This is a genomic window from Nitratireductor soli (assembly GCF_001050155.1).
GTDB classification, from domain to species: domain Bacteria; phylum Pseudomonadota; class Alphaproteobacteria; order Rhizobiales; family Rhizobiaceae; genus Nitratireductor; species Nitratireductor soli.
Map to the genome: position 1 here is coordinate 91,894 of NZ_LFVY01000014.1, position 17,574 is coordinate 109,467.

General features: G+C 66.6%; 18 protein-coding genes. 9 read left to right on the forward strand and 9 right to left on the reverse strand.

Annotated features, from left to right (window positions below):
- Positions 1–78: 78 nt before the first annotated feature.
- The 6 genes from AB843_RS17940 to phnF form a co-directional block, all read right to left on the reverse strand.
- A complete protein-coding gene (locus tag AB843_RS17940; RefSeq protein WP_048648252.1) occupies positions 79–1,416 on the reverse strand; it encodes an ActS/PrrB/RegB family redox-sensitive histidine kinase in 1,338 nt (445 codons plus the stop codon).
- A 38-nt stretch (positions 1,417–1,454) separates the two neighbouring features.
- Entirely contained in the window at positions 1,455–3,917 is a 2,463-nt protein-coding gene (hrpB, locus tag AB843_RS17945; RefSeq protein WP_048648253.1) for an ATP-dependent helicase HrpB, read from the reverse strand.
- Complete coding sequence (locus AB843_RS17950; protein ID WP_048648254.1) at positions 3,914–4,567, reverse strand: ATP-binding cassette domain-containing protein; 654 nt, start codon at positions 4,565–4,567, stop codon at positions 3,914–3,916. The genes hrpB and AB843_RS17950 overlap by 4 nt, the downstream gene beginning before the upstream one ends.
- 6 nt (positions 4,568–4,573) lie before the next feature.
- A complete protein-coding gene (locus AB843_RS17955) occupies positions 4,574–6,253 on the reverse strand; it encodes an ABC transporter permease (RefSeq protein WP_048648255.1) in 1,680 nt (559 codons plus the stop codon).
- Between the two features lie 228 nt (positions 6,254–6,481).
- Complete coding sequence (locus AB843_RS17960; RefSeq protein WP_425286821.1) at positions 6,482–7,708, reverse strand: ABC transporter substrate-binding protein; 1,227 nt, start codon at positions 7,706–7,708, stop codon at positions 6,482–6,484.
- A gap of 93 nt (positions 7,709–7,801) precedes the next feature.
- Entirely contained in the window at positions 7,802–8,620 is an 819-nt protein-coding gene (gene phnF / locus AB843_RS17965) for a phosphonate metabolism transcriptional regulator PhnF (protein ID WP_048648317.1), read from the reverse strand.
- Positions 8,621–8,738: 118 nt separating this feature from the next.
- On the opposite strand from phnF, the gene phnG reads away from it, so the two are divergent.
- The 9 genes from phnG to bfr all read left to right on the forward strand — a co-directional run bounded on the left by phnG (position 8,739) and on the right by bfr (position 14,998).
- Complete coding sequence (gene phnG / locus AB843_RS17970) at positions 8,739–9,206, forward strand: phosphonate C-P lyase system protein PhnG (protein ID WP_048648318.1); 468 nt, start codon at positions 8,739–8,741, stop codon at positions 9,204–9,206.
- Complete coding sequence (gene phnH, locus AB843_RS17975; protein WP_048648257.1) at positions 9,206–9,829, forward strand: phosphonate C-P lyase system protein PhnH; 624 nt, start codon at positions 9,206–9,208, stop codon at positions 9,827–9,829. Before phnG ends, phnH begins: the two co-directional genes overlap by 1 nt.
- Positions 9,820–10,935 carry a carbon-phosphorus lyase complex subunit gene (locus AB843_RS17980; protein WP_048648258.1) on the forward strand — a complete coding sequence of 372 codons (1,116 nt, stop codon included), beginning with the start codon at positions 9,820–9,822 and terminating at the stop codon, positions 10,933–10,935. The genes phnH and AB843_RS17980 overlap by 10 nt, the downstream gene beginning before the upstream one ends.
- Complete coding sequence (locus tag AB843_RS17985) at positions 10,932–11,846, forward strand: alpha-D-ribose 1-methylphosphonate 5-phosphate C-P-lyase PhnJ (RefSeq protein WP_048648259.1); 915 nt, start codon at positions 10,932–10,934, stop codon at positions 11,844–11,846. Before AB843_RS17980 ends, AB843_RS17985 begins: the two co-directional genes overlap by 4 nt.
- The gene (phnK, locus tag AB843_RS17990) at positions 11,843–12,619 is read left to right on the forward strand and encodes a phosphonate C-P lyase system protein PhnK (protein ID WP_048648260.1); all 777 of its coding nucleotides are present in this window, start codon (positions 11,843–11,845) and stop codon (positions 12,617–12,619) included. The genes AB843_RS17985 and phnK overlap by 4 nt, the downstream gene beginning before the upstream one ends.
- Before the next feature lie 2 nt (positions 12,620–12,621).
- Positions 12,622–13,329, forward strand: coding sequence for a phosphonate C-P lyase system protein PhnL (gene phnL / locus AB843_RS17995; RefSeq protein ID WP_048648261.1), 708 nt, complete (start codon positions 12,622–12,624; stop codon positions 13,327–13,329).
- Positions 13,326–13,940, forward strand: a complete 615-nt coding sequence (locus tag AB843_RS18000) for a DapH/DapD/GlmU-related protein (RefSeq protein WP_048648262.1) — start codon at positions 13,326–13,328, stop codon at positions 13,938–13,940. The genes phnL and AB843_RS18000 overlap by 4 nt, the downstream gene beginning before the upstream one ends.
- A 292-nt stretch (positions 13,941–14,232) precedes the next feature.
- Entirely contained in the window at positions 14,233–14,547 is a 315-nt protein-coding gene (locus AB843_RS18005; protein ID WP_048648263.1) for a (2Fe-2S)-binding protein, read from the forward strand.
- Positions 14,513–14,998 carry a bacterioferritin gene (gene bfr, locus AB843_RS18010; RefSeq protein ID WP_048648264.1) on the forward strand — a complete coding sequence of 162 codons (486 nt, stop codon included), beginning with the start codon at positions 14,513–14,515 and terminating at the stop codon, positions 14,996–14,998. The genes AB843_RS18005 and bfr overlap by 35 nt, the downstream gene beginning before the upstream one ends.
- A 62-nt stretch (positions 14,999–15,060) precedes the next feature.
- Here bfr and phnN read toward each other — a convergent pair whose 3' ends face one another.
- From phnN to AB843_RS18025, 3 genes are read right to left on the reverse strand one after another with little or no spacing between them, the layout of a single operon-like run.
- Entirely contained in the window at positions 15,061–15,693 is a 633-nt protein-coding gene (gene phnN / locus AB843_RS18015) for a phosphonate metabolism protein/1,5-bisphosphokinase (PRPP-forming) PhnN (RefSeq protein ID WP_048648265.1), read from the reverse strand.
- On the reverse strand, positions 15,690–16,829 hold the full coding sequence (locus tag AB843_RS18020; protein WP_048648266.1) for an alpha-D-ribose 1-methylphosphonate 5-triphosphate diphosphatase: 1,140 nt from the start codon (positions 16,827–16,829) through the stop codon (positions 15,690–15,692). Before AB843_RS18020 ends, phnN begins: the two co-directional genes overlap by 4 nt.
- A 2-nt stretch (positions 16,830–16,831) precedes the next feature.
- Positions 16,832–17,539, reverse strand: a complete 708-nt coding sequence (locus AB843_RS18025; RefSeq protein ID WP_048648319.1) for a DUF1045 domain-containing protein — start codon at positions 17,537–17,539, stop codon at positions 16,832–16,834.
- Between the last annotated feature and the right edge of the window lie 35 nt (positions 17,540–17,574).

Consider the following 17,574-nt stretch of genomic DNA (forward strand, 5'->3'; position numbering starts at 1 on the left):
CTGGTGGGGCGCTTTGTCCCAACAGATGGGCACCATCTGTTGGGATCGCACCACTAGAATGTTTCTAGCCTATCTTCGTCAGCTTTCCAATTTAGGGTTCTTTTCATCCGGTTCCAGGCCGGCACGCGGCGCCAGGAACAACGCGCGCGGCCAGATCACCTCGGCGAAGGCGCCCTTGCCCTTCTCCGCCAGATTGCCGAAACGGATGGTCGCGCCGGAGCGCTCGAGCAGCGTCTTGGCGATGAACAGGCCAAGCCCCAGCCCGCCGCCGCTGCTGCTGGCGCTGGCCGAACGCTTCGACATATAGGGCTCGCCAATGCGATCGAGGATCTCCGCCGGGAAGCCGTATCCGTCGTCAATCACCAGCAATCCCACGGTTTCCTCGTCCCAATGCCAACGGATCGTCACCGTCTCCCGGGCGAAGTCGACGGCGTTCTCGACCAGGTTTCCCAACCCGTAAAGGACGCCTGGGTTGCGCCGGCCGACGGGTTCCGGTCCCTCGGCCGCGCCCGGCTCGAAACGGATGTCGATGCCGAAATCGCGGTGCGGCGCCGCCGTTTCCTCGATCAGCGAGGTGAACGGCAGGCGCGCCATATGCGCCTCGCCCTCGGAGGACAGGCTAGTAAGCTGTTTCAATATGTCGCGGCAGCGTTCGCTCTGCGTGCGCAAAAGCGTCACATCCTCGCTGAACCGCTCGTCCTTGCCCATGGCGCGTTCCATCTCGCGGGCGACAAGCGCGATGGTGGCAAGCGGCGTGCCCAATTCATGGGCGGCGGCGGCGGCCAGCCCATCGAGCGCCGAAATGTGCTGCTCGCGCTGCAGCACCAGTTCGGTGGCGGCAAGCGCATTGGCCAAAAGCCGCGCCTCCTCAGCCACGCGATAGGCATAGACGCCGGTGAAGGCGATGCTGGAGACGACGGCGATCCACATGCCGATGACGTATATCAGCGGCATCACCAGCTCGGTGCCTGGAAACCAGGGGAGCGGTCGGTGGAACACGGCAAGGCCGGTGGTCAGCGCAACGACCAGGAAGCCGAGCAGCGCCGTCCAGCGCAATGGCAGAGATGTCGCCGATATGACCACCGGCACGGTCATCAGCAGCGAGAACGGATTGGTCAGGCCGCCGGTCATGTAAAGAAGACCGGCGAGCTGGAACGCATCGAAGGTGAGGATGCCGAGTGCTGCCTGCGGCGCCAGCCGGTGCGCTGCCGAATAGCGCAGCGCCAGGTGGACGTTCAGCCAGGCGGAGGCGGCGATCAGCGCGAAGCACAGGCCGACCGGCAAGGGAAAGTCGAGTCCGTAGGCAACGACGATGACCGCCGCGCTCTGGCCGATGATGGCCAGCCAGCGCAGCTTGATCAGCGTGTTCAGCCGCAGGCCGTGGCTCGGATCGTGTGCCCTGATGTCTTCAAGCATAGCCGCGTTATGCGGGAAGTCCGCCGCCGCTCCAAGCCTTATTTGCCGCGCGGCTTGGCGCGATGTGTCGCGGCGGCATTGGCGGGATCCTCGGGCCAGACATGCTTCGGATAGCGGCCGCGCATGTCGGCGCGCACATCGGCCCAGGATCCGGCCCAGAAGCCGGGCAGGTCGAGCGTCGTCTGGATCGGCCGGTGCGCCGGCGACAGAAGCTCCAGCTTCAGCGGAACGCCGTCGGCCACGGTCGGATGGGACTTCAGGCCGAACAGTTCCTGGACGCGGATCGCCAGAACCGGCCCTTCTTCCTCATAGCGGATCGGCACATGGCTGCCGGAGGGAGCGTCATAATGGGTCGGCGTCAGCGCCGGCAGGCGGCGCTGCAGATCATGCGGCACGAGCGCCATCAGCCCATCGCGCAGCATGGCCGGCTTGAGCCTGGACAGTACGGCGTCCCCGGCCAGGAAAGGCAGCAGCCAGTCTTCCAGCCCGGCAAGCAGCGCCGCCTCGCCCATGTCCGGCCAGGGGTCGCCCTTGGCGCGGCGCAGCCAGGCAAGCCGCCGGCGCAAGGCTTCCGTCTCCTTGTCCCACGGCAGGAGCGCCAGTCCGTGGGCGCGCACCGCCTCGATAATGGCGTGATCGGCATCCACGCCCTGGGGGGGCGGCAATGGCTGGGCGGACAGCACCAGCGCGCCGAGCCGGCGCGATTTGCGCTGGCGCACCGCGCCCTTGTCGCGGTCGAAAGCGGTTTCGCTGATTTCGACGATCTCATCATTGAGCTTGGCAAGGATTTCCTCCTCGCCGATGGCGGCAGCCGAAGCGATGCGTGCATTCTCGGCCCGGCCCTGCAAATCGGCGACGACCAGATAGGGCGAACCGGCAAGGCGCTCCTCGGCGGCAAGGACGCCGCCGCGCCCGTTGGCCAGGACGAAGCGGCCGAAAGCGCCACGCGCCTTGGCGACCCGGTCGGGCCAGGCATGGATCAAGAGGGCGCCGGCAGAGGGCGTATCGGCAGCGATCTTGCCGCCCGCCGCCTTCGCCAGCCGCGCGGCCAGCTTGCGTGCCCCTTCGGCGCGCGGCCCGCGCTCGCGGCGAAAGCGCTGCAGGCGGTCATCGAGATCGACCGCATTGCCGCCCAATCCACGCTCGGAAAGAAGAACGGCAAGCTCGGCAGCCGCCGGCGCATGCCCGTCGCGGGCGGCCATCGCCACCATATGCGCCAGCCGCACGGGCAGCGCCAGTTTGCGCATCGCCTGGCCCGTTCCCGTCAACCGGCCATCGGCGGCGAGCGCGCCCAGACGGACAAGCAGGCCGCGTGCCTCCGTCAGAGCGGCCGCCGGCGGTGGATCGAGGAAAGCGAGGCTTGCCGGATCGGCGACGCCGAAAGCGGCGCAATCGAGCAGCAGGCCGGAAAGGTCCGCCTCGAGGATTTCCGGCGGGGCGAAGGCCGGCAGCGCCGCCGTCTGCTCGGCGCGCCACAGCCTGAGCGCGATGCCCGGCGCTGTGCGTCCGGCGCGGCCGGCGCGCTGGTCGGCCGAGGCGCGCGACACGCGCACCGTCTCGAGCCGCGTCAGGCCGGTGGAAGGTTCGTATTTCGGCAGGCGCGACAGGCCGCTGTCGATCACCACGCGCACGCCATCGATGGTGACGGAGGTCTCGGCGATGGCTGTCGCCAGCACGACCTTGCGACGCCCCGCTGCGGCCGGCCGGATCGCCGCGTCCTGCGCCTTGCCGTCGAGCCCGCCATAGAGCGGCGTGATGTCCACATCCGCCGGCACGCGCCCCTCGAGCCGCTCGGCGGTGCGCTCGATCTCGCGCTGGCCGGGCAGGAAGGCGAGCACACTGCCCTCCTCCTCGGCAAGTGCCGCGCGGATCGTCCGCGCCATCGTGTCCTCGATCGCCTCGCCGGCCGGGCGCTCCGCATGGCGCAGATCGACAGGAAAACTGCGCCCCTGGCTTTCGATCACCGGCGCATCGCCCAGAAGGGATGCGACGCGGGCGCCATCGAGCGTCGCCGACATGACCAGCAGGCGCAGATCGGGTCTGAGCGCGCCGCGCACGTCGAGCGCCAGCGCCAGAGCGAAATCGCCATCCAGCGAGCGTTCGTGGAATTCATCGAACAGCACGGCCGAGACACCGGACAGTTCCGGATCGTCGACGATCATGCGCGCCAGAACGCCTTCCGTGACAACGAGTATCCGCGTCCGGGCCGACAGTTTGCGCTCCATGCGCATGGCGTAACCCACCGTCTCGCCGGGTTGTTCGCCGAGCAGCGCCGCCATGCGCCGCGCCGCCGCGCGGGCAGCAAGCCGACGCGGTTCCAGAAGCACGATCCGGCCGGCCTTGGCCCAACCGGCATCGAGCAGCGCAAGCGGCGCAAGCGTCGTCTTGCCGGCGCCGGGCGGAGCGACAAGTACCGCCTTGCCCTCAACATCGAGCGCGGCACGCAAGGCAGGCAGGACCTCCGTCACCGGCAGGTTCGGCAGGGACATCTCGACGGTCATTCGCCGATCTTCACGATGTCGCCGCCCGCCGCCTTCGCATCGGCCTCGTCATGGGTGACGAGCAGAACCGGCAGGCCGCTCTCGCGCGCCTTGGCAAAGACCAGCTCGCGCATCTGCTGGCGCAGGGCCGCGTCCAGCTTGGAGAACGGTTCATCGAGCAGCAGGGCGCGTGGGGCGGCCGCCAGCACGCGGGCGAGCGCGACACGGGCCTTCTGCCCACCGGACAGGGTCGCCGGGTCGCGATCCTCCAGACCGGCAAGGCCTACCCCCGCAAGCGCGTGGCACATGCGCGCGCGCCGCGCCTCGCGCCCGCGAACATCCTGCGGCAGGGCAAACAGAAGATTGCCGCCGACGCTCATATGGGGAAACAGAAGCGGATCCTGGAACAATATGCCCATGTGGCGATCCTCCGGCTTCAGCGCGGTGATCTCGAGATCGTCGACATAGGCGCGGCCGCCCGCCTCGAAGACCGGATCGAGAAAGCCGCCGACATAGGCCAGCAGCGTCGACTTGCCGGCGCCCGAGGGACCCATGACGGTGAGGACCGCGCCCGGCGCCACGCGGCGCGTCAAGGCGACGATTTCGCGCCCGTCGAGCGCGATGGTCACCCGGTCGAGAAAGAGGCCGGTCTCGGTCAATCCGGTGTTCATTCAGATTCAAACCTGCATGTCGCGAAACCGCCGGAATATCAGCGCCGGCACGAGCGTGGCAACGGCAAAGCCGATGATCGGCAGCATCATCTGCAGGAAGGCATAGATACCGATGACGCGGCGATTGCCGCCGGAGGCGAGCGCGACGGCCTCGCTGGTGATGGTGGTCAGCCGCCCGGCACCGATCAGGACAGTGGGGAGATAGAGGCCGATGGACACGGAGAACCCGATCGCCACGACCGTCAGGATCGGCCGTGTCATCATCGGCAGGCGGATCGATAGAAAGCGCCGCCACGCCGGCTTGCCAAGCCCGGCCGCCAACTGGTCGTAACGCTTGTCGAAGGCGCGCCACGGATCCTTCAGGCACAGATAGGCATAGGGCAGCACGAAGACGAGATGGGCGAGGATCAGGGCCGTCAACGTCGCCGCCGAACCGATCAGGATGAACAATAATTGCAGGCCGAACAGGAAGGCGACCTGCGGCACGATCAGCGGCAGGTAGATCAGCGCCAGCGCCCCGCGCCCCGGCGGGTGGCCCATCTCATCCTCGCGCGCCAGGCAGAGGATCGCGATCAGCGTCGCAATGGCCGTCGAAACCAAGGCGACGATCAGCGTCGTTCGCAAGGGCTCCAGCAAATGCGGCAGGACGCGCAGCCAGTTGCGCAGCTCGAAGGAGGCCGGCAACGCATCGGGAAACTGCCAAAGCCCGGCGACGGACCACAGCGCCAGCGCCGCGAGGCCGGCGAAGATCGCCAAGGCGGACAGGAGCATCACGGCCAGCGCCGCCCAGCGGACGGGCGCATCGGCGCGCAGACGCAGGCCGGCGCCAGCGCAGCGGTCGCGCAGCCGGGCGGCCAATTTCTCGAGGCCGATCCACAAGCCGATCGCCAGCGCCGTCACGGCCAGTTGCAGCAGCGCGCCGGCGGAGGCCAGAAAGCGCATCGACAGATCCGGATCATTCATCCAGCCGACAAGCCGGACCGCCAGAGGCGGCGGGGTCGTCGGTCCGAGGATCGCCGCCACATCGACCACCGAGGTTGCGAAGGCGATGACAGCGAACACCGGCAGGCGAATCTGCGGATAGATTTGCGGCCACAGGCCGAAGACGAAACCAGCAATTCGCCCGTAGCCCATCGCGGCGATCAGCGTGCGCGTGCGCGCCGGCTTGACCTGCGGCAGGGCGGCAAGCGTCATCAGAAGCAGGAACGGGATTTCCTTGACGATCAGCCCTGCCATCATGGTCAACCCCATGGGGTCATGGACGATCAGGAGGTCCGGCGGACGATGCCAGCCGGTCAGTTCGGGCGAGACCATCCGGATGAGAAGCCCCGACGGCGCGATCAGGAAGGCCAGCGCGAAGGCAGCGGCGGCGTGCGGCACGGAAAGCAGCGGCGAAATCAGGTGCTGGACGCGGGCAAAGGCGCGCGTGCCGCTCCAGGCGGCGGTGAACAGCATGACGGCGATGAGCGAGACGAGCGCCGTCGACAGCCCCGTGAGGAGGCTCATCAGGGCCGAGGCTGCGATGGCCGGTTCGGCAAACAGCGCGGCAAGGGGCGCGAGGCTGAACCGCATGCCGCCCAGAGCCGGCAGAAAGCCGAAGGCCGGCAGGACGGTGCCGGCCAGGCCGAAGGCGACGGGCGCCGTCAGCAGGCCGATGGCGAAGACGGGGCCGAGACGGCTCAGCATGGCGCGGGTCGCGGCCAAGTGCTGGAGCGCGTGTTGCCCCCCTCTGCCCTGCCGGGCATCTCCCCCTCGAGGGGGGAGATTAAACGGCAGTGACGTCGGCTCGCAGCTTGCAACGCAGCAAAGAGGCGCGCGGCATCGCGGAGAAGATGATCTCCCCCTTTGAGGGGGAGATGCCCGGCAGGGCAGAGGGGGGTATGAGCGGCTCCGACGTTCAACAAGAATGCGGTCCTAGTTGCCCACCCCATAGCGCCGCTTCCATTCGGTCTCGATGCGCTCCATCCAGCTTGGATGCGGCTCGTCGAACGCCGGGCCGAGTTCGTCCGGCCGCAGGGTGGCGATGCCGAGATCGATGGCATCGAAGCGGGCGCGATCTTCGGCATCGAGCTTGGCCAGCGCCAGCACGGTCGGGTCGCCCCAGATGGCGGGATCCTGCTTGCGCGCCTGCGCTTCGGGCGAGAGGAGGAAATTCGCCGTCACCAGCGCGCCGGCCTTGGCGGCGGCGTTGTAGGGGATGGTCAGGAAATGGGTGTTGGCCAGCGTGCCGCCGAGAAAGGTGAAGGAGCGCACCGTGTCCGGCAACTCGCCATTGGCGATGGCGCTCGATGCTTCGGCGGGATTGAAGGCGAAGATGATGTCCAGTTCGGAATCGGCCAGAAGCTGCTTCATCGCCGGATAGTTCTGCGGATAGGCCCTGCCCGAACGCCACATCAGTGGATTGAGCGCGTCGAGATAGTCGAACAGCGGTCGGGTCACCTCGGCGAAATTCGCCTCGTCGACCGGCTTCTGCAGCAGCGCCTTGTCCTCGATCTTTTCGGCGAGCACCTGTTTCAGGAAGGACGAGCCGATGAAATCCGGCGGCTGCGGGTAGGAGAAGCGACCCGGATTTGCGCGCGCCCATGCAAGCAGCCCGTCGGCATCCTGCGGCAGCGCCGCGACCTCGGTGCGCGCCTGATCGTAGAAGAAGACCAGCTTGGCCATGCCCCAGGGGCTTTCCAATCCCTCGACGGGGATGGTGAAGTCGGTGCGGATCGTCGGCTTGCTCTCGGCATCCACATAGGCCCAGCCCGGCAATTGCTCCGCCCAGCCCGGTGTCATGATCAGGCCCTGGCCCTTCATGGAGGCGAAATTCTCGCCGTTGATCCAGATGAGATCGACCGAGCCCGCCTCGTCGCGGCCGGCGGCCTTCTCGGCGACAACGGTGGCGACGGCGCTGGCTGTATCCTCCAGCTTCACATGCTTGAGCGTGACGCCGAAACGCTTCTTCAGCTCCTCGCCGGCCCATTCGATGTAGGCATTGATGTTCTGCGAACCGCCCCAGGCGTTGAAGTAGACGGTCTCGCCGCGCGCCTGCGCCAGCACCTCGTCCCATTTCCGCGGATCGGGATTCGTCGTTTCGGCCAGAGCCGGCGCCATGCCGAGCGCCAGCAATGCCAAGGAAAGAACGCGTTTGTGCAATTGGATCTCCCAAGTCGCCGAATTGGATGCAGCAGCCAGCCGATAGAGCATGCGGGCGACGTGCAAATCAATGCGCTCGGCTGCCGGGCCGGGTCACTTCCGGGTGAACGGCGAGTGAGCAGCGGCAGGCGGGAAAGCCTGTCCGGCCGCCTTCCCTTCGCTTCCCTCCACATGCAGCTCGATCCGGTCGGCGGCGAAACGCGTCTCCGAATACTGCACCGGCCGCCCCTCCGTATCGACATTGACGGCGATCGTCACAAGCACGATGGCGCCGGGCGACAACTGCAAATCGCGCAGGTCGGCCGCGTCGGCGTGCCGCGCCGTCACCACCGTCGAATGGCGCAGATAATCGGTCAGCCCAAGCGCCTTGAAGGAAGCGGTCACCGAACGGGTGCGCGCGAACGCCTTGGCCATGCCGCCGAAACGCTCGGCATCGAACCAGCCCCGCCCGCGCGAGACGGGCCGGCCATCGGCCTGTGAAAGCGTTTCGAGGCGGACGACCCGGGCGCCCGCCTGCAGGCCCAGCGCCCTGGCGACGTCGTCAGGCGCCGGCTCCACCCCATGGCCGAGCAGCGCCGCGTTCAGCTCGCGCGTCTGGCTTGCCAACCCTTCGGAGAAGCGCGTGCGGGCGCGGATCGGATAGGCGAGCCGCTGACGCCCCTCGACGAAAGTGCCGCGCCCCTGCTCGGCGCGCAGGACACCCTCCTGAACCAGAGCGGCGATGGCCGAGCGCACCGTGTGCCGGTTGACGCCAAAGCGCGCCGCCAACGCCACTTCCGGTGGCATGCGCCCGCTCTCGTCGGCAAGCCCGGCGGCGATCTCGCGCCGCATGCGGTCGGCGATCTGCCGCCATAAGGCAACGCCGCTGCGCCGCTCGATCACCGCGCCTTCACCCTGGCCCAAATTCTTCATGCTCCCGAAGCCGACTGTCATCAACGCGTCATGGACACATCTTAGGGAGAGACTATAATATGTTTAATTGTCTAGAACAATAGACAAATTGACCACGCAATCATCGATGGACACACTCATGGTCTCACGTCAGGAAAGACAGGCGGTGACGGAACGGCGGCGCGAGGCGATGGCCGTGCTCGCCGAAGCGCCCGGCAAAACCCTCATTCACCTCTGGCAAGAGGCGCGGCTGCCGGACGACGCGGTTGTGTTGCGCGGCCCGGAAACCGGCCTGGTAACGCTGCGCGGCCGCATGGGCGGTGGCGGCGCTGTGTTCAATTTCGGCGAAGCAACCGTGACGCGGGCGACGGTCAAGCTGCCCTCGGGCACGGTGGGCCACGCCTATGCGCTGGGCCGCGAGACGCAAAAGGTGCGCATCGCGGCAGTCATCGACGCGCTGCGCCAACGGCCGGAGTTCGAAGCGGTGATCGAGGAGAAGATCCTCACCCCCTTGCGCCACCGCCAGGCGGAGGCCGATGAAGCCCGCCGCGCCGAAACGGCCGCGACGCGGGTGGATTTCTTCACCATGGTTCGGGGAGAAGACTGATGGCGTTCGATTCCATTGCCATCGAGGGCGGTTTCAAGAATCCCGTATTCGACGCGCAGAGCATGTTTCGCGCCGTCATGCAGGCCCTGGCCGAACCCGGTACGGTGCATCGCGGCATTGCGCTCACGAGACCGCCGGCGCCACTGACACCGGAAGCCGCCGGTGTGGCGCTGACCCTGTGCGACCAGGATACACCCGTCTGGCTCGACCCGGCATTGCGGGCAGAGGAGGCGGTCGGCACCTGGCTCGCCTTCCATACCGGCGCGCCGCTCGCCAACACGCCGGCCGACGCGCATTTCATCTTCGTCGCCGATGCGGAAAACCTGATCGGCCTGGAGAATTTTGCCCAAGGGACGCAGGAATATCCGGACCGGTCGGCGACGCTTGTCCTGCAGGTGAAAAGCCTGACCGGCGGCGCGGAGCTGGTTCTTGAAGGTCCCGGCATCGAAAGCCGGGCGCGGCTTTCCCCGCATCCCATGCCGCGCCATTTCGCCCGCCAATGGGCGCAGAACCGCGCCCGCTTCCCGCGCGGCATCGACATCGTTCTCGTCAGCCGGGAGGGCCTTGCCGCCCTGCCGCGCACCACCCGCATCGTCAATCAGGAGGGCGAGCCATGTATGTAGCCGTCAAGGGCGGCGAAGCCGCCATCCGCAACGCCCACCGGCTTCTGGCGGACCGCCGCCGGGGCGATCGCTCCGTGCCGGCGCTGACGCTGGAGCAGATCGCCGGGCAATTGTCGCTCGCCGTCGACCGGGTCATGGCCGAGGGCTCGCTGTACGACACCGGGCTTGCCGCGCTTGCCGTCAAGCAGGCGCGCGGCGACATGATCGAGGCGATCTTCCTGCTGCGTGCCTATCGCACGACGCTGCCGCGCTTCGGCTATACGCGGCCGGTCGACACGGCGGCGATGCGGGTCGAGCGGCGGGTTTCGGCCACTTACAAGGATCTGCCCGGCGGGCAATTGCTCGGTCCCACTTTCGATTACACGCACCGCCTGCTCGATCCGGAGCTGGCCGAGGACCAGGATCCGGCGGTGCCTGAAGCGCGCGCCGCCGACGACGAGGCCATGCCACGCGTGTCCGACATCCTCGCCCATGAAGGGCTGATCGAGGAAGACGGTTCCCTGCCGGAAGACCGTGAGCCCGGCGACATCACCCGTGAGCCGCCCGAATTTCCCATGCAGCGCGATCTGCGCCTGCAGGCCCTGTCGCGCGGCGACGAGGGCTTCCTGCTGGCGCTCGGCTATTCGACGCAGCGCGGCTTCGGCCGCAATCACCCCTTTGCCGGCGAAATCCGCATCGGCGCGGTGGAGGTGGAGATCGATGTGCCGGAACTGGATTTTCCAGTCACGCTCGGCCGCATCCGCGTCACCGAATGCCAGATGGTCAACCAGTTCAAGGGGTCGATGAAGGTGCCGCCGCAATTCACCCGCGGCTACGGCCTCGTCTTCGGCCAATCCGAGCGCAAGGCGATGGCCATGGCGCTGTGCGACCGGGCGCTGCGCGCCGCCGAGCTCGGCGAGGACATCACCGCGCCGGCGCAGGACGAGGAGTTCGTCATCTCGCATTGCGACAATGTGCAGGCGACCGGCTTCGTCGAGCACCTGAAGCTGCCGCATTACGTCGATTTCCAGGCCGAGCTTGGCCTTGTGCGGCAAATGCGCCGTGAATATGAAGAGCGCCGACGGGCCGGCGATGAGGCGACGACAAGCCGGGAGGCCGCCGAATGAACGCCCCCAGCGACACCATCGCCCAGTACAATTTCGCCTATCTGGACGAACAGACCAAGCGGATGATCCGCCGCGCCATCCTGAAGGCCATCGCCATTCCTGGCTATCAGGTGCCGTTCGCCAGCCGCGAGATGCCGATGCCCTATGGCTGGGGCACGGGCGGCGTGCAGGTGACCGCCTCGATCATCGGTCCCGACGACGTGCTGAAGGTCATCGACCAGGGAGCGGACGATACGACCAACGCCGTCTCTATCCGCGCCTTCTTCCAGAAGGTGGCGCATGTCGCGGTCACGACGCACACGGCTGATGCAACCATCGTTCAGACGCGCCATCGCATTCCCGAGGAGCCGCTCAAGGAAGGCCAGGTGCTGGTCTACCAGGTGCCGATCCCCGAGCCGCTGCGCTTCCTCGAGCCGCGCGAGACCGAGACACGCAAGATGCACGCGCTCGAAGAGTACGGGCTGATGCACGTCAAGTTGTATGAGGACATCGCCCAGCACGGCCACATCGCCACCACCTTCGCCTATCCGGTCAAGGTCGAGGGGCGCTATGTGATGGATCCCTCGCCGACGCCGAAATTCGACAACCCCAAAATGCACATGTCGAGGGCGCTGCAGCTCTTCGGCGCGGGCCGCGAGAAACGCATCTATGCCGTTCCGCCCCATACGCGGGTGGAAAGCCTCGATTTCGAGGATCACCCCTTCGAGGTGCAGCGCTTCGACGAGCCCTGCGCGCTGTGCGGCGGCATGGATGTCTATCTGGACGAGGTCATTCTTGACGACCAGGGCGGGCGGATGTTCGTCTGCTCCGACACGGACCATTGCGAGGAACGGCGCGACGCAGGCCATCGCGGGCACCTTGCCGGGGAGGACGGTCCGCCCTCCTCCATTTCCGAAGGAGGCACCCAATGACCGACGAACCCCTGCTGCGCGTTCGCTCCGTCTCCAAATTCTACGGCAACCGCATCGGCTGCGAGGACATTTCGTTCGATCTCTGGCCGGGCGAAGTGCTGGCCGTGGTCGGCGAATCCGGCTCCGGCAAGACGACGCTGCTCAACTGCCTGTCGACGCGGCTGATGCCCACCTCGGGCTCCGTCGCCTACCGCATGCGCGACAATGCCTTCCACGATCTCTACCGGATGAGCGAGGCGGAGCGCCGCATGCTGATGCGCACCGATTGGGGCTTCGTCCACCAGAACCCGGCCGACGGGCTGCGCATGACGGTGTCGGCCGGCGCCAATGTCGGCGAACGGCTGATGGCCGTCGGTGATCGCCACTATGGCCGGATCCGCGCCGCGGCGACGGATTGGCTTGGCCGCGTCGAGATCGCCGAGGACCGGATCGACGACCAGCCGCGCGCCTTTTCCGGCGGCATGCGGCAGCGGCTGCAGATCGCCCGCAACCTGGTCACCGGACCGCGCCTCGTCTTCATGGACGAGCCGACAGGCGGCCTCGACGTTTCGGTGCAGGCGCGGCTGCTCGATCTTCTGCGCGGGCTGGTGCACGAACTGGGCCTGTCGGCCATCGTCGTGACCCACGACCTTGCCGTGGCGCGCCTCCTGTCGCATAGGATGATCGTCATGAAGGACGGCCATGTGGTCGAAAGCGGCCTGACCGACCGGGTGCTGGACGACCCGCAGGCGCCCTACACCCAGCTTCTCGTCTCCTCCATCCTGCAGGTGTGACCATGGCAACGCCCCTCGTCGTCTCCGAAGTCGCCAAGAGCTTCACCATGCACCTGCAGGGCGGCATCCGCCTGCCGGTGGTGGCCGATGTCTCCTTTTCGCTCGCCGCCGGCGAATGCGCCGTACTTGGCGGCCCGTCGGGCGCCGGCAAGAGCTCGATCCTGAAGATGATCTATGGCAGCTATGCCGTCGACCGCGGCCAGGTCATCGTCACGCATCGCGGCAATCTGGTGAACCTCGCTACCGCCGATCCACGCACCGTGCTCGCCGTGCGGCGCGATACGATCGGCTATGTCAGCCAGTTCCTGCGCGCCGTGCCGCGCGTTTCGGCGCGCGACGTGGTGGCCGAACCGCTGATCGCCCGCGGCGTGGCGCTGTCCGACGCGCGCGGCAAGGCCGAGGCGCTTCTCGCGCGCCTCAACCTGCCGGAGCGGCTGTGGGCTTTGCCGCCGGCGACCTTTTCGGGCGGCGAGCAGCAGCGCGTCAACATCGCGCGCGGCTTCATCACCGATCATCCGGTGCTGCTGCTCGACGAGCCAACCGCCTCGCTCGACAAGGCCAACCGCGCGATCGTCATCGCCATGATCGCCGAGAAGAAAGCCGCCGGCGTCGCCCTGCTCGGCATCTTCCACGATCATGAGGTGCGGCAGGCGGTGGCCGACCACATTATCGATGTCACGCATTTCGCACCGGATCGGCAAGCCGCATGAAACAGCTTTCGGAAAGTCCGTTCATCCATCCGACAGCCGAGGTCAGCGGCTCGACGCTCGGCCGCTACACGGAAATCGCAGAGCGCTGCCGCGTCCATGAAACGACGCTCGGCGATTATTCCTACATCATGCAGGATGGCGGCGTGTGGTGCGCCGAGATCGGCAAATTCTCCAACATTGCGGCAAGCGTGCGCATCAACGCCACCAACCATCCGACATGGCGGCCGACCCTGCACCACTTCACCTACCGTTCGTCCGACTACTGGCCGGATACCAGGCATGACGAGGAGTTCTTCGACTGGCGGCGCGGCAACAAGGTGACCGTTGGCCACGATACCTGGCTCGGGCACGGCTCCATCCTGTTGCCCGGCGTCACCGTCGGCGACGGCGCCGTGGTTGGCGCGGGAGCGGTGGTCTCGAAGGATGTCGCGCCCTACATGATCGTCGGCTGCGTGCCGGCAAAGCCGATCCGCGAGCGCTTCGACCGCAGGACCGCCGAGCGCTACCAGGCGCTGGCCTGGTGGGATTGGGATCATCTGCGCCTGCGCACCGCGCTCGACGATTTCCGCGCCATGACGGCGGAAGCGTTCCTGGAGAAATACGAGGCATAAGCCGCCGCGCCAACGCGCCGCAGCATTCCCTGAATATGGTTGTCAGGTTTTTGTTGACAGACCGGGCCGGTCTCGGTTTTTATTGCGCTGCATCCACGGGATGCGTCCACGATGCCTGGGCCTTTAACCCACTCGATCACCGGACGCCTCGTCGCTAGCCCTTTGCCATGCGACTCGCCAATGTTTCGGCATGTCAGGGATTTGAAGGCTCGTGACGGACAAGCTTCCAGTTCGACGGTTTTGTGCACAGGCAAAGGGGCGTCCCCGCCCCGACCTGAGAGACCGACGCGCCATGCTTGTCTGCCAGTGCAACATGATCACCCAGAAAGAGGTCGAAGACACCATCGTCTCGCTTCTCGACGAGGATGCATGGCAGCTCATCGTGCCGGCCAAGGTTTATCACACGCTCTCCAAGCGTGGTCGCTGTTGCGGCTGCTTCCCAAATGTGGTGGAAACGATCATCCGGGTCACCGAAGAGTACCACCACCGTCACAGCGGCGCCGAAGGCGCCGAGATCGTGACCTATCTAGATCAGGTTCGCGCGCTGCGCGAGCGGTACGGGAGCAGGTTCAATGAAAGGCGACAAAAAGGTTATCGAGCGGCTTAACGAGGCGCTTACCCACGAACTCGGCGCGGTCAATCAGTACTGGCTGCATTATCGCCTTCTCGACGATTGGGGCTACACCAAGCTGGCGAAGAAAGAGCGTGAGGAATCGATCGAGGAGATGCACCACGCCGACAAGCTGGTCGAGCGAATCATCTTCCTCGAGGGGCATCCCAACCTGCAGGTCGTCGGCCCGCTGCGCATCGGCCAGAACATCAAGGAAGTTCTGGAAGCCGACCTCGCCGGCGAACACGATGCCCGCAAGCTGTACAAGGCGTCCCGCGACGACTGCCACGCTGCAGGCGACTACGTTTCGATGAAGCTGTTCGAAGAACTATTGGCCGACGAAGAAGGTCATATCGACTACCTCGAAACGCAGCTCGAACTGCTCGGCAAGATCGGCGAGGCCAAATACGGCCAGCTCAACGCCGGATCGGCCGACGAGGCGGAATAGCGGATTCCGGCCCGCAAGGGCTGTTCACGCGGATGAGGGGCGGCGGAAGAGCCGCCCTTTTTTCAGACGGAATCGCTGACGGCGCTCCAGGCGGCGGCCCGCCGCAGGATGTTCTGGAAACGCTCACCGGCGTCTTCAAGCGCACCCGAATTGTCGATCACCGTGGCATCGCGAACCGCCAATTCCTTGGCATCCGCCCTCTCGAGCCGCTCCAGAACCTCCTCGCGGGTCTCGCGGCCGCGCCGCGACAGGCGCTCGGCCAGAACGCCGCGTTCGGCGGTAACGATGACCGCGATGACGTTGCCGTAGCGCTCGCGCAACGCGGGAATCACGGAGCGCGAGACGTTGGCCACCGCCACATGTCCGTCGCGCACCACCGTGTCGACGCTGAGCGGCAATCCGTATTTCAGGCCGTTGGCCTCCCAACTCACCGCGAACCGGCCATCAGCCCGCGCCGCTTCGAAGGCGCCGTCGGTCAGGCAATCATGCTCTTCGCCCGCCCCATCTATCACCCGCGTGATGGTGCGGCGGACGAACACCACGTCGCTGTCCTGCGGCCCGAGCCGCTGGCGCGCATAATCCATCACCGAATCCTTGCCAGCGCCCGAGGGGCCGGCCACGGCGACGAACACGCCGTGGCGGATCGGAAAATCCTGCTCGTCGATGACGCGCTCCAGCGAAGCGGACGCCCTCATGCCACGCGCGCCCCCTCGCGCCACACCGAGCGGACGATCGGCACGTGTTCGTCGACGCGCACACGCACCAGATCGGCGCGGCGGCCAATCGCGATGATGCCGCGGTCATCGAGCCCGACGGCCTCGGCCGGGTTCTTCGACACCATGGCGACGGCCTCAGGCAGCGAGATGTGTTCCACCGTCTCGCCGAGCGAGAAGGCCGCCTGGATCAGGCTGAAAGGGATGTAATCGGACGACAGGATGTCGAGCGTGCGGCCCTCGGCCAGGCTGCGCGCGGAGACATTGCCCGAATGCGAGCCGCCGCGCACCACGTTCGGCGCGCCCATCAGGATGGCCATGCCGGCCTCGCGCGAGGCCTTCGCCGCCTCGGCGGTGGTCGGGAATTCGGCCACGCGAACGCCCTGCGCCGCCGCCTCGTCCACATGGTCGAGGGTCGCGTCGTCATGGCTGGCCAGCACAATGCCGCGCGCCCGGCATATGTCGGAGATCGCGCCGCGGTTGACCGTGGAGTGCGTGCGCGACTGCTCCATGCGCTTTTCGCAAAAGCGGCGGAAATCATCCTCGCTCATGCCGGTCTTGCCGCGATAGTACATCTCGTAGGTTTCCATCCGGGTAAACTGGCGCTGGCCCGGAGAGTGATCCATCAGCGATGCCAGCTTGACCCGGTCGTCGCCCTTGAAGAGCTCGAAACCCTCCAGGCAATCGGGGGCCGAGACCTCGCAGCGCAGATGCAGGAAATGGTCGGCGCGCAGGCGGCCGGCGGCAACGCTGCCCTCGATGGCATTGCCCAGGTCGCGCATTTCGCACGCTTCCAGATCGCTGTCCTCGTCGAGGCCGATGCGCAGCGCGTCGAACACAGTGGTGATGCCGGAGGCGGCGATCTGCGCGTCATGGGCGAGCACGGCGGCAATCGGGTTCCAGCGCACTTTCGGGCGTGGCGCGTAGTGGCGCTCCAGATGGTCGGTGTGCAGTTCGACGAGGCCGGGGATCAGGTAGTCGCCCTGCATATCTTCGCCAATGGCTGTTGCACGCGGCGAAACATCGGCGATCAACCCGTCGCGAATGGCGATGCTGCCCTCGACGACCTCGTCGGCAAGCACGATGCGGGCGTTGTTCAGAACCAACTCATGCGTCATTTTCAGGCGGTCTTTCTCTCTTTTTTCCAGCCAAGCTCATGGAACGACTTCACCAGGAATGGTGCACCCGGCTCCGGCTCAACGAACAGGGCCAGCGACGTGATTTCTAATGGCTCGGCCAACAGGGGTCCGAAGAACGCGTCGATCGCGCGTTCCATGCGCGCGGCCTCGCTCTGCGGCACACGACCCGTCAGGGTCATGTGGAAGCGGAAATCCTCGAAGACATAGGGATAGCCCCATTTCTGCAGGTTTTTAAGCTGGCCCGGCGTGAGGCTTTCCGGATTGCGCCGATCGATCTCCTCGGAGCTCAATGGGGCGCGGAAGCGTTCGAACCCGGTCACAACCCCGGCAGCGAACGCGTCGAGCGCGGCGAACGGCTCCTCGGGCACCAGCGCGTAAAACCCGTCGAGGCGACGCACCACGGCGCGCGGCACGCATAGGGGTTCGCTGTGGCGAGAGAAATCATCCAGCGCGGCGATCAGGCCTTTTTCCGTCTCGCCTTCAGCCAGCCGGAACGGCGCCTTCAGCGTCGCGTGAAAGCCGTAACGGCGGGCCGCCGCCGTGTGAAAGGAGATTTCCGCCGCCGAGAACGGCGCGGCGGCAACGGGCGCTACCGGCTCGCCACTGAAGGGGTCGCGCCCAAGCCAGCGCGCCGTTGCCTGCGTCAGCGGGTCGTCCTGTGGAGGGGTGAAATAGATCGCGTAGCGCATGGATTTTTCCTCGCCAATCGCGATGGAGTAGGCGA

Excerpts from the sequence above, each read along its gene's own strand:
- phnG (WP_048648318.1), top strand. The coding sequence starts at position 8,739 with ATGGTCTCACGTCAGGAAAGACAGGCGGTGACGGAACGGCGGCGCGAG.
- phnK (WP_048648260.1), top strand. The coding sequence starts at position 11,843 with ATGACCGACGAACCCCTGCTGCGCGTTCGCTCCGTCTCCAAATTCTAC.
- phnN (WP_048648265.1), bottom strand. The coding sequence starts at position 15,693 with ATGAGGGCGTCCGCTTCGCTGGAGCGCGTCATCGACGAGCAGGATTTT.
- AB843_RS18025 (WP_048648319.1), bottom strand. The coding sequence starts at position 17,539 with ATGCGCTACGCGATCTATTTCACCCCTCCACAGGACGACCCGCTGACG.
- phnL (WP_048648261.1), top strand. The coding sequence starts at position 12,622 with ATGGCAACGCCCCTCGTCGTCTCCGAAGTCGCCAAGAGCTTCACCATG.
- AB843_RS17955 (WP_048648255.1), bottom strand. The coding sequence starts at position 6,253 with ATGCTGAGCCGTCTCGGCCCCGTCTTCGCCATCGGCCTGCTGACGGCG.
- phnH (WP_048648257.1), top strand. The coding sequence starts at position 9,206 with ATGGCGTTCGATTCCATTGCCATCGAGGGCGGTTTCAAGAATCCCGTA.
- AB843_RS17980 (WP_048648258.1), top strand. The coding sequence starts at position 9,820 with ATGTATGTAGCCGTCAAGGGCGGCGAAGCCGCCATCCGCAACGCCCAC.
- AB843_RS18020 (WP_048648266.1), bottom strand. The coding sequence starts at position 16,829 with ATGACGCATGAGTTGGTTCTGAACAACGCCCGCATCGTGCTTGCCGAC.
- AB843_RS17950 (WP_048648254.1), bottom strand. The coding sequence starts at position 4,567 with ATGAACACCGGATTGACCGAGACCGGCCTCTTTCTCGACCGGGTGACC.
- AB843_RS18000 (WP_048648262.1), top strand. The coding sequence starts at position 13,326 with ATGAAACAGCTTTCGGAAAGTCCGTTCATCCATCCGACAGCCGAGGTC.
- phnF (WP_048648317.1), bottom strand. The coding sequence starts at position 8,620 with ATGAAGAATTTGGGCCAGGGTGAAGGCGCGGTGATCGAGCGGCGCAGC.
- hrpB (WP_048648253.1), bottom strand. The coding sequence starts at position 3,917 with ATGACCGTCGAGATGTCCCTGCCGAACCTGCCGGTGACGGAGGTCCTG.
- bfr (WP_048648264.1), top strand. The coding sequence starts at position 14,513 with ATGAAAGGCGACAAAAAGGTTATCGAGCGGCTTAACGAGGCGCTTACC.
- AB843_RS17985 (WP_048648259.1), top strand. The coding sequence starts at position 10,932 with ATGAACGCCCCCAGCGACACCATCGCCCAGTACAATTTCGCCTATCTG.
- AB843_RS17940 (WP_048648252.1), bottom strand. The coding sequence starts at position 1,416 with ATGCTTGAAGACATCAGGGCACACGATCCGAGCCACGGCCTGCGGCTG.
- AB843_RS18005 (WP_048648263.1), top strand. The coding sequence starts at position 14,233 with ATGCTTGTCTGCCAGTGCAACATGATCACCCAGAAAGAGGTCGAAGAC.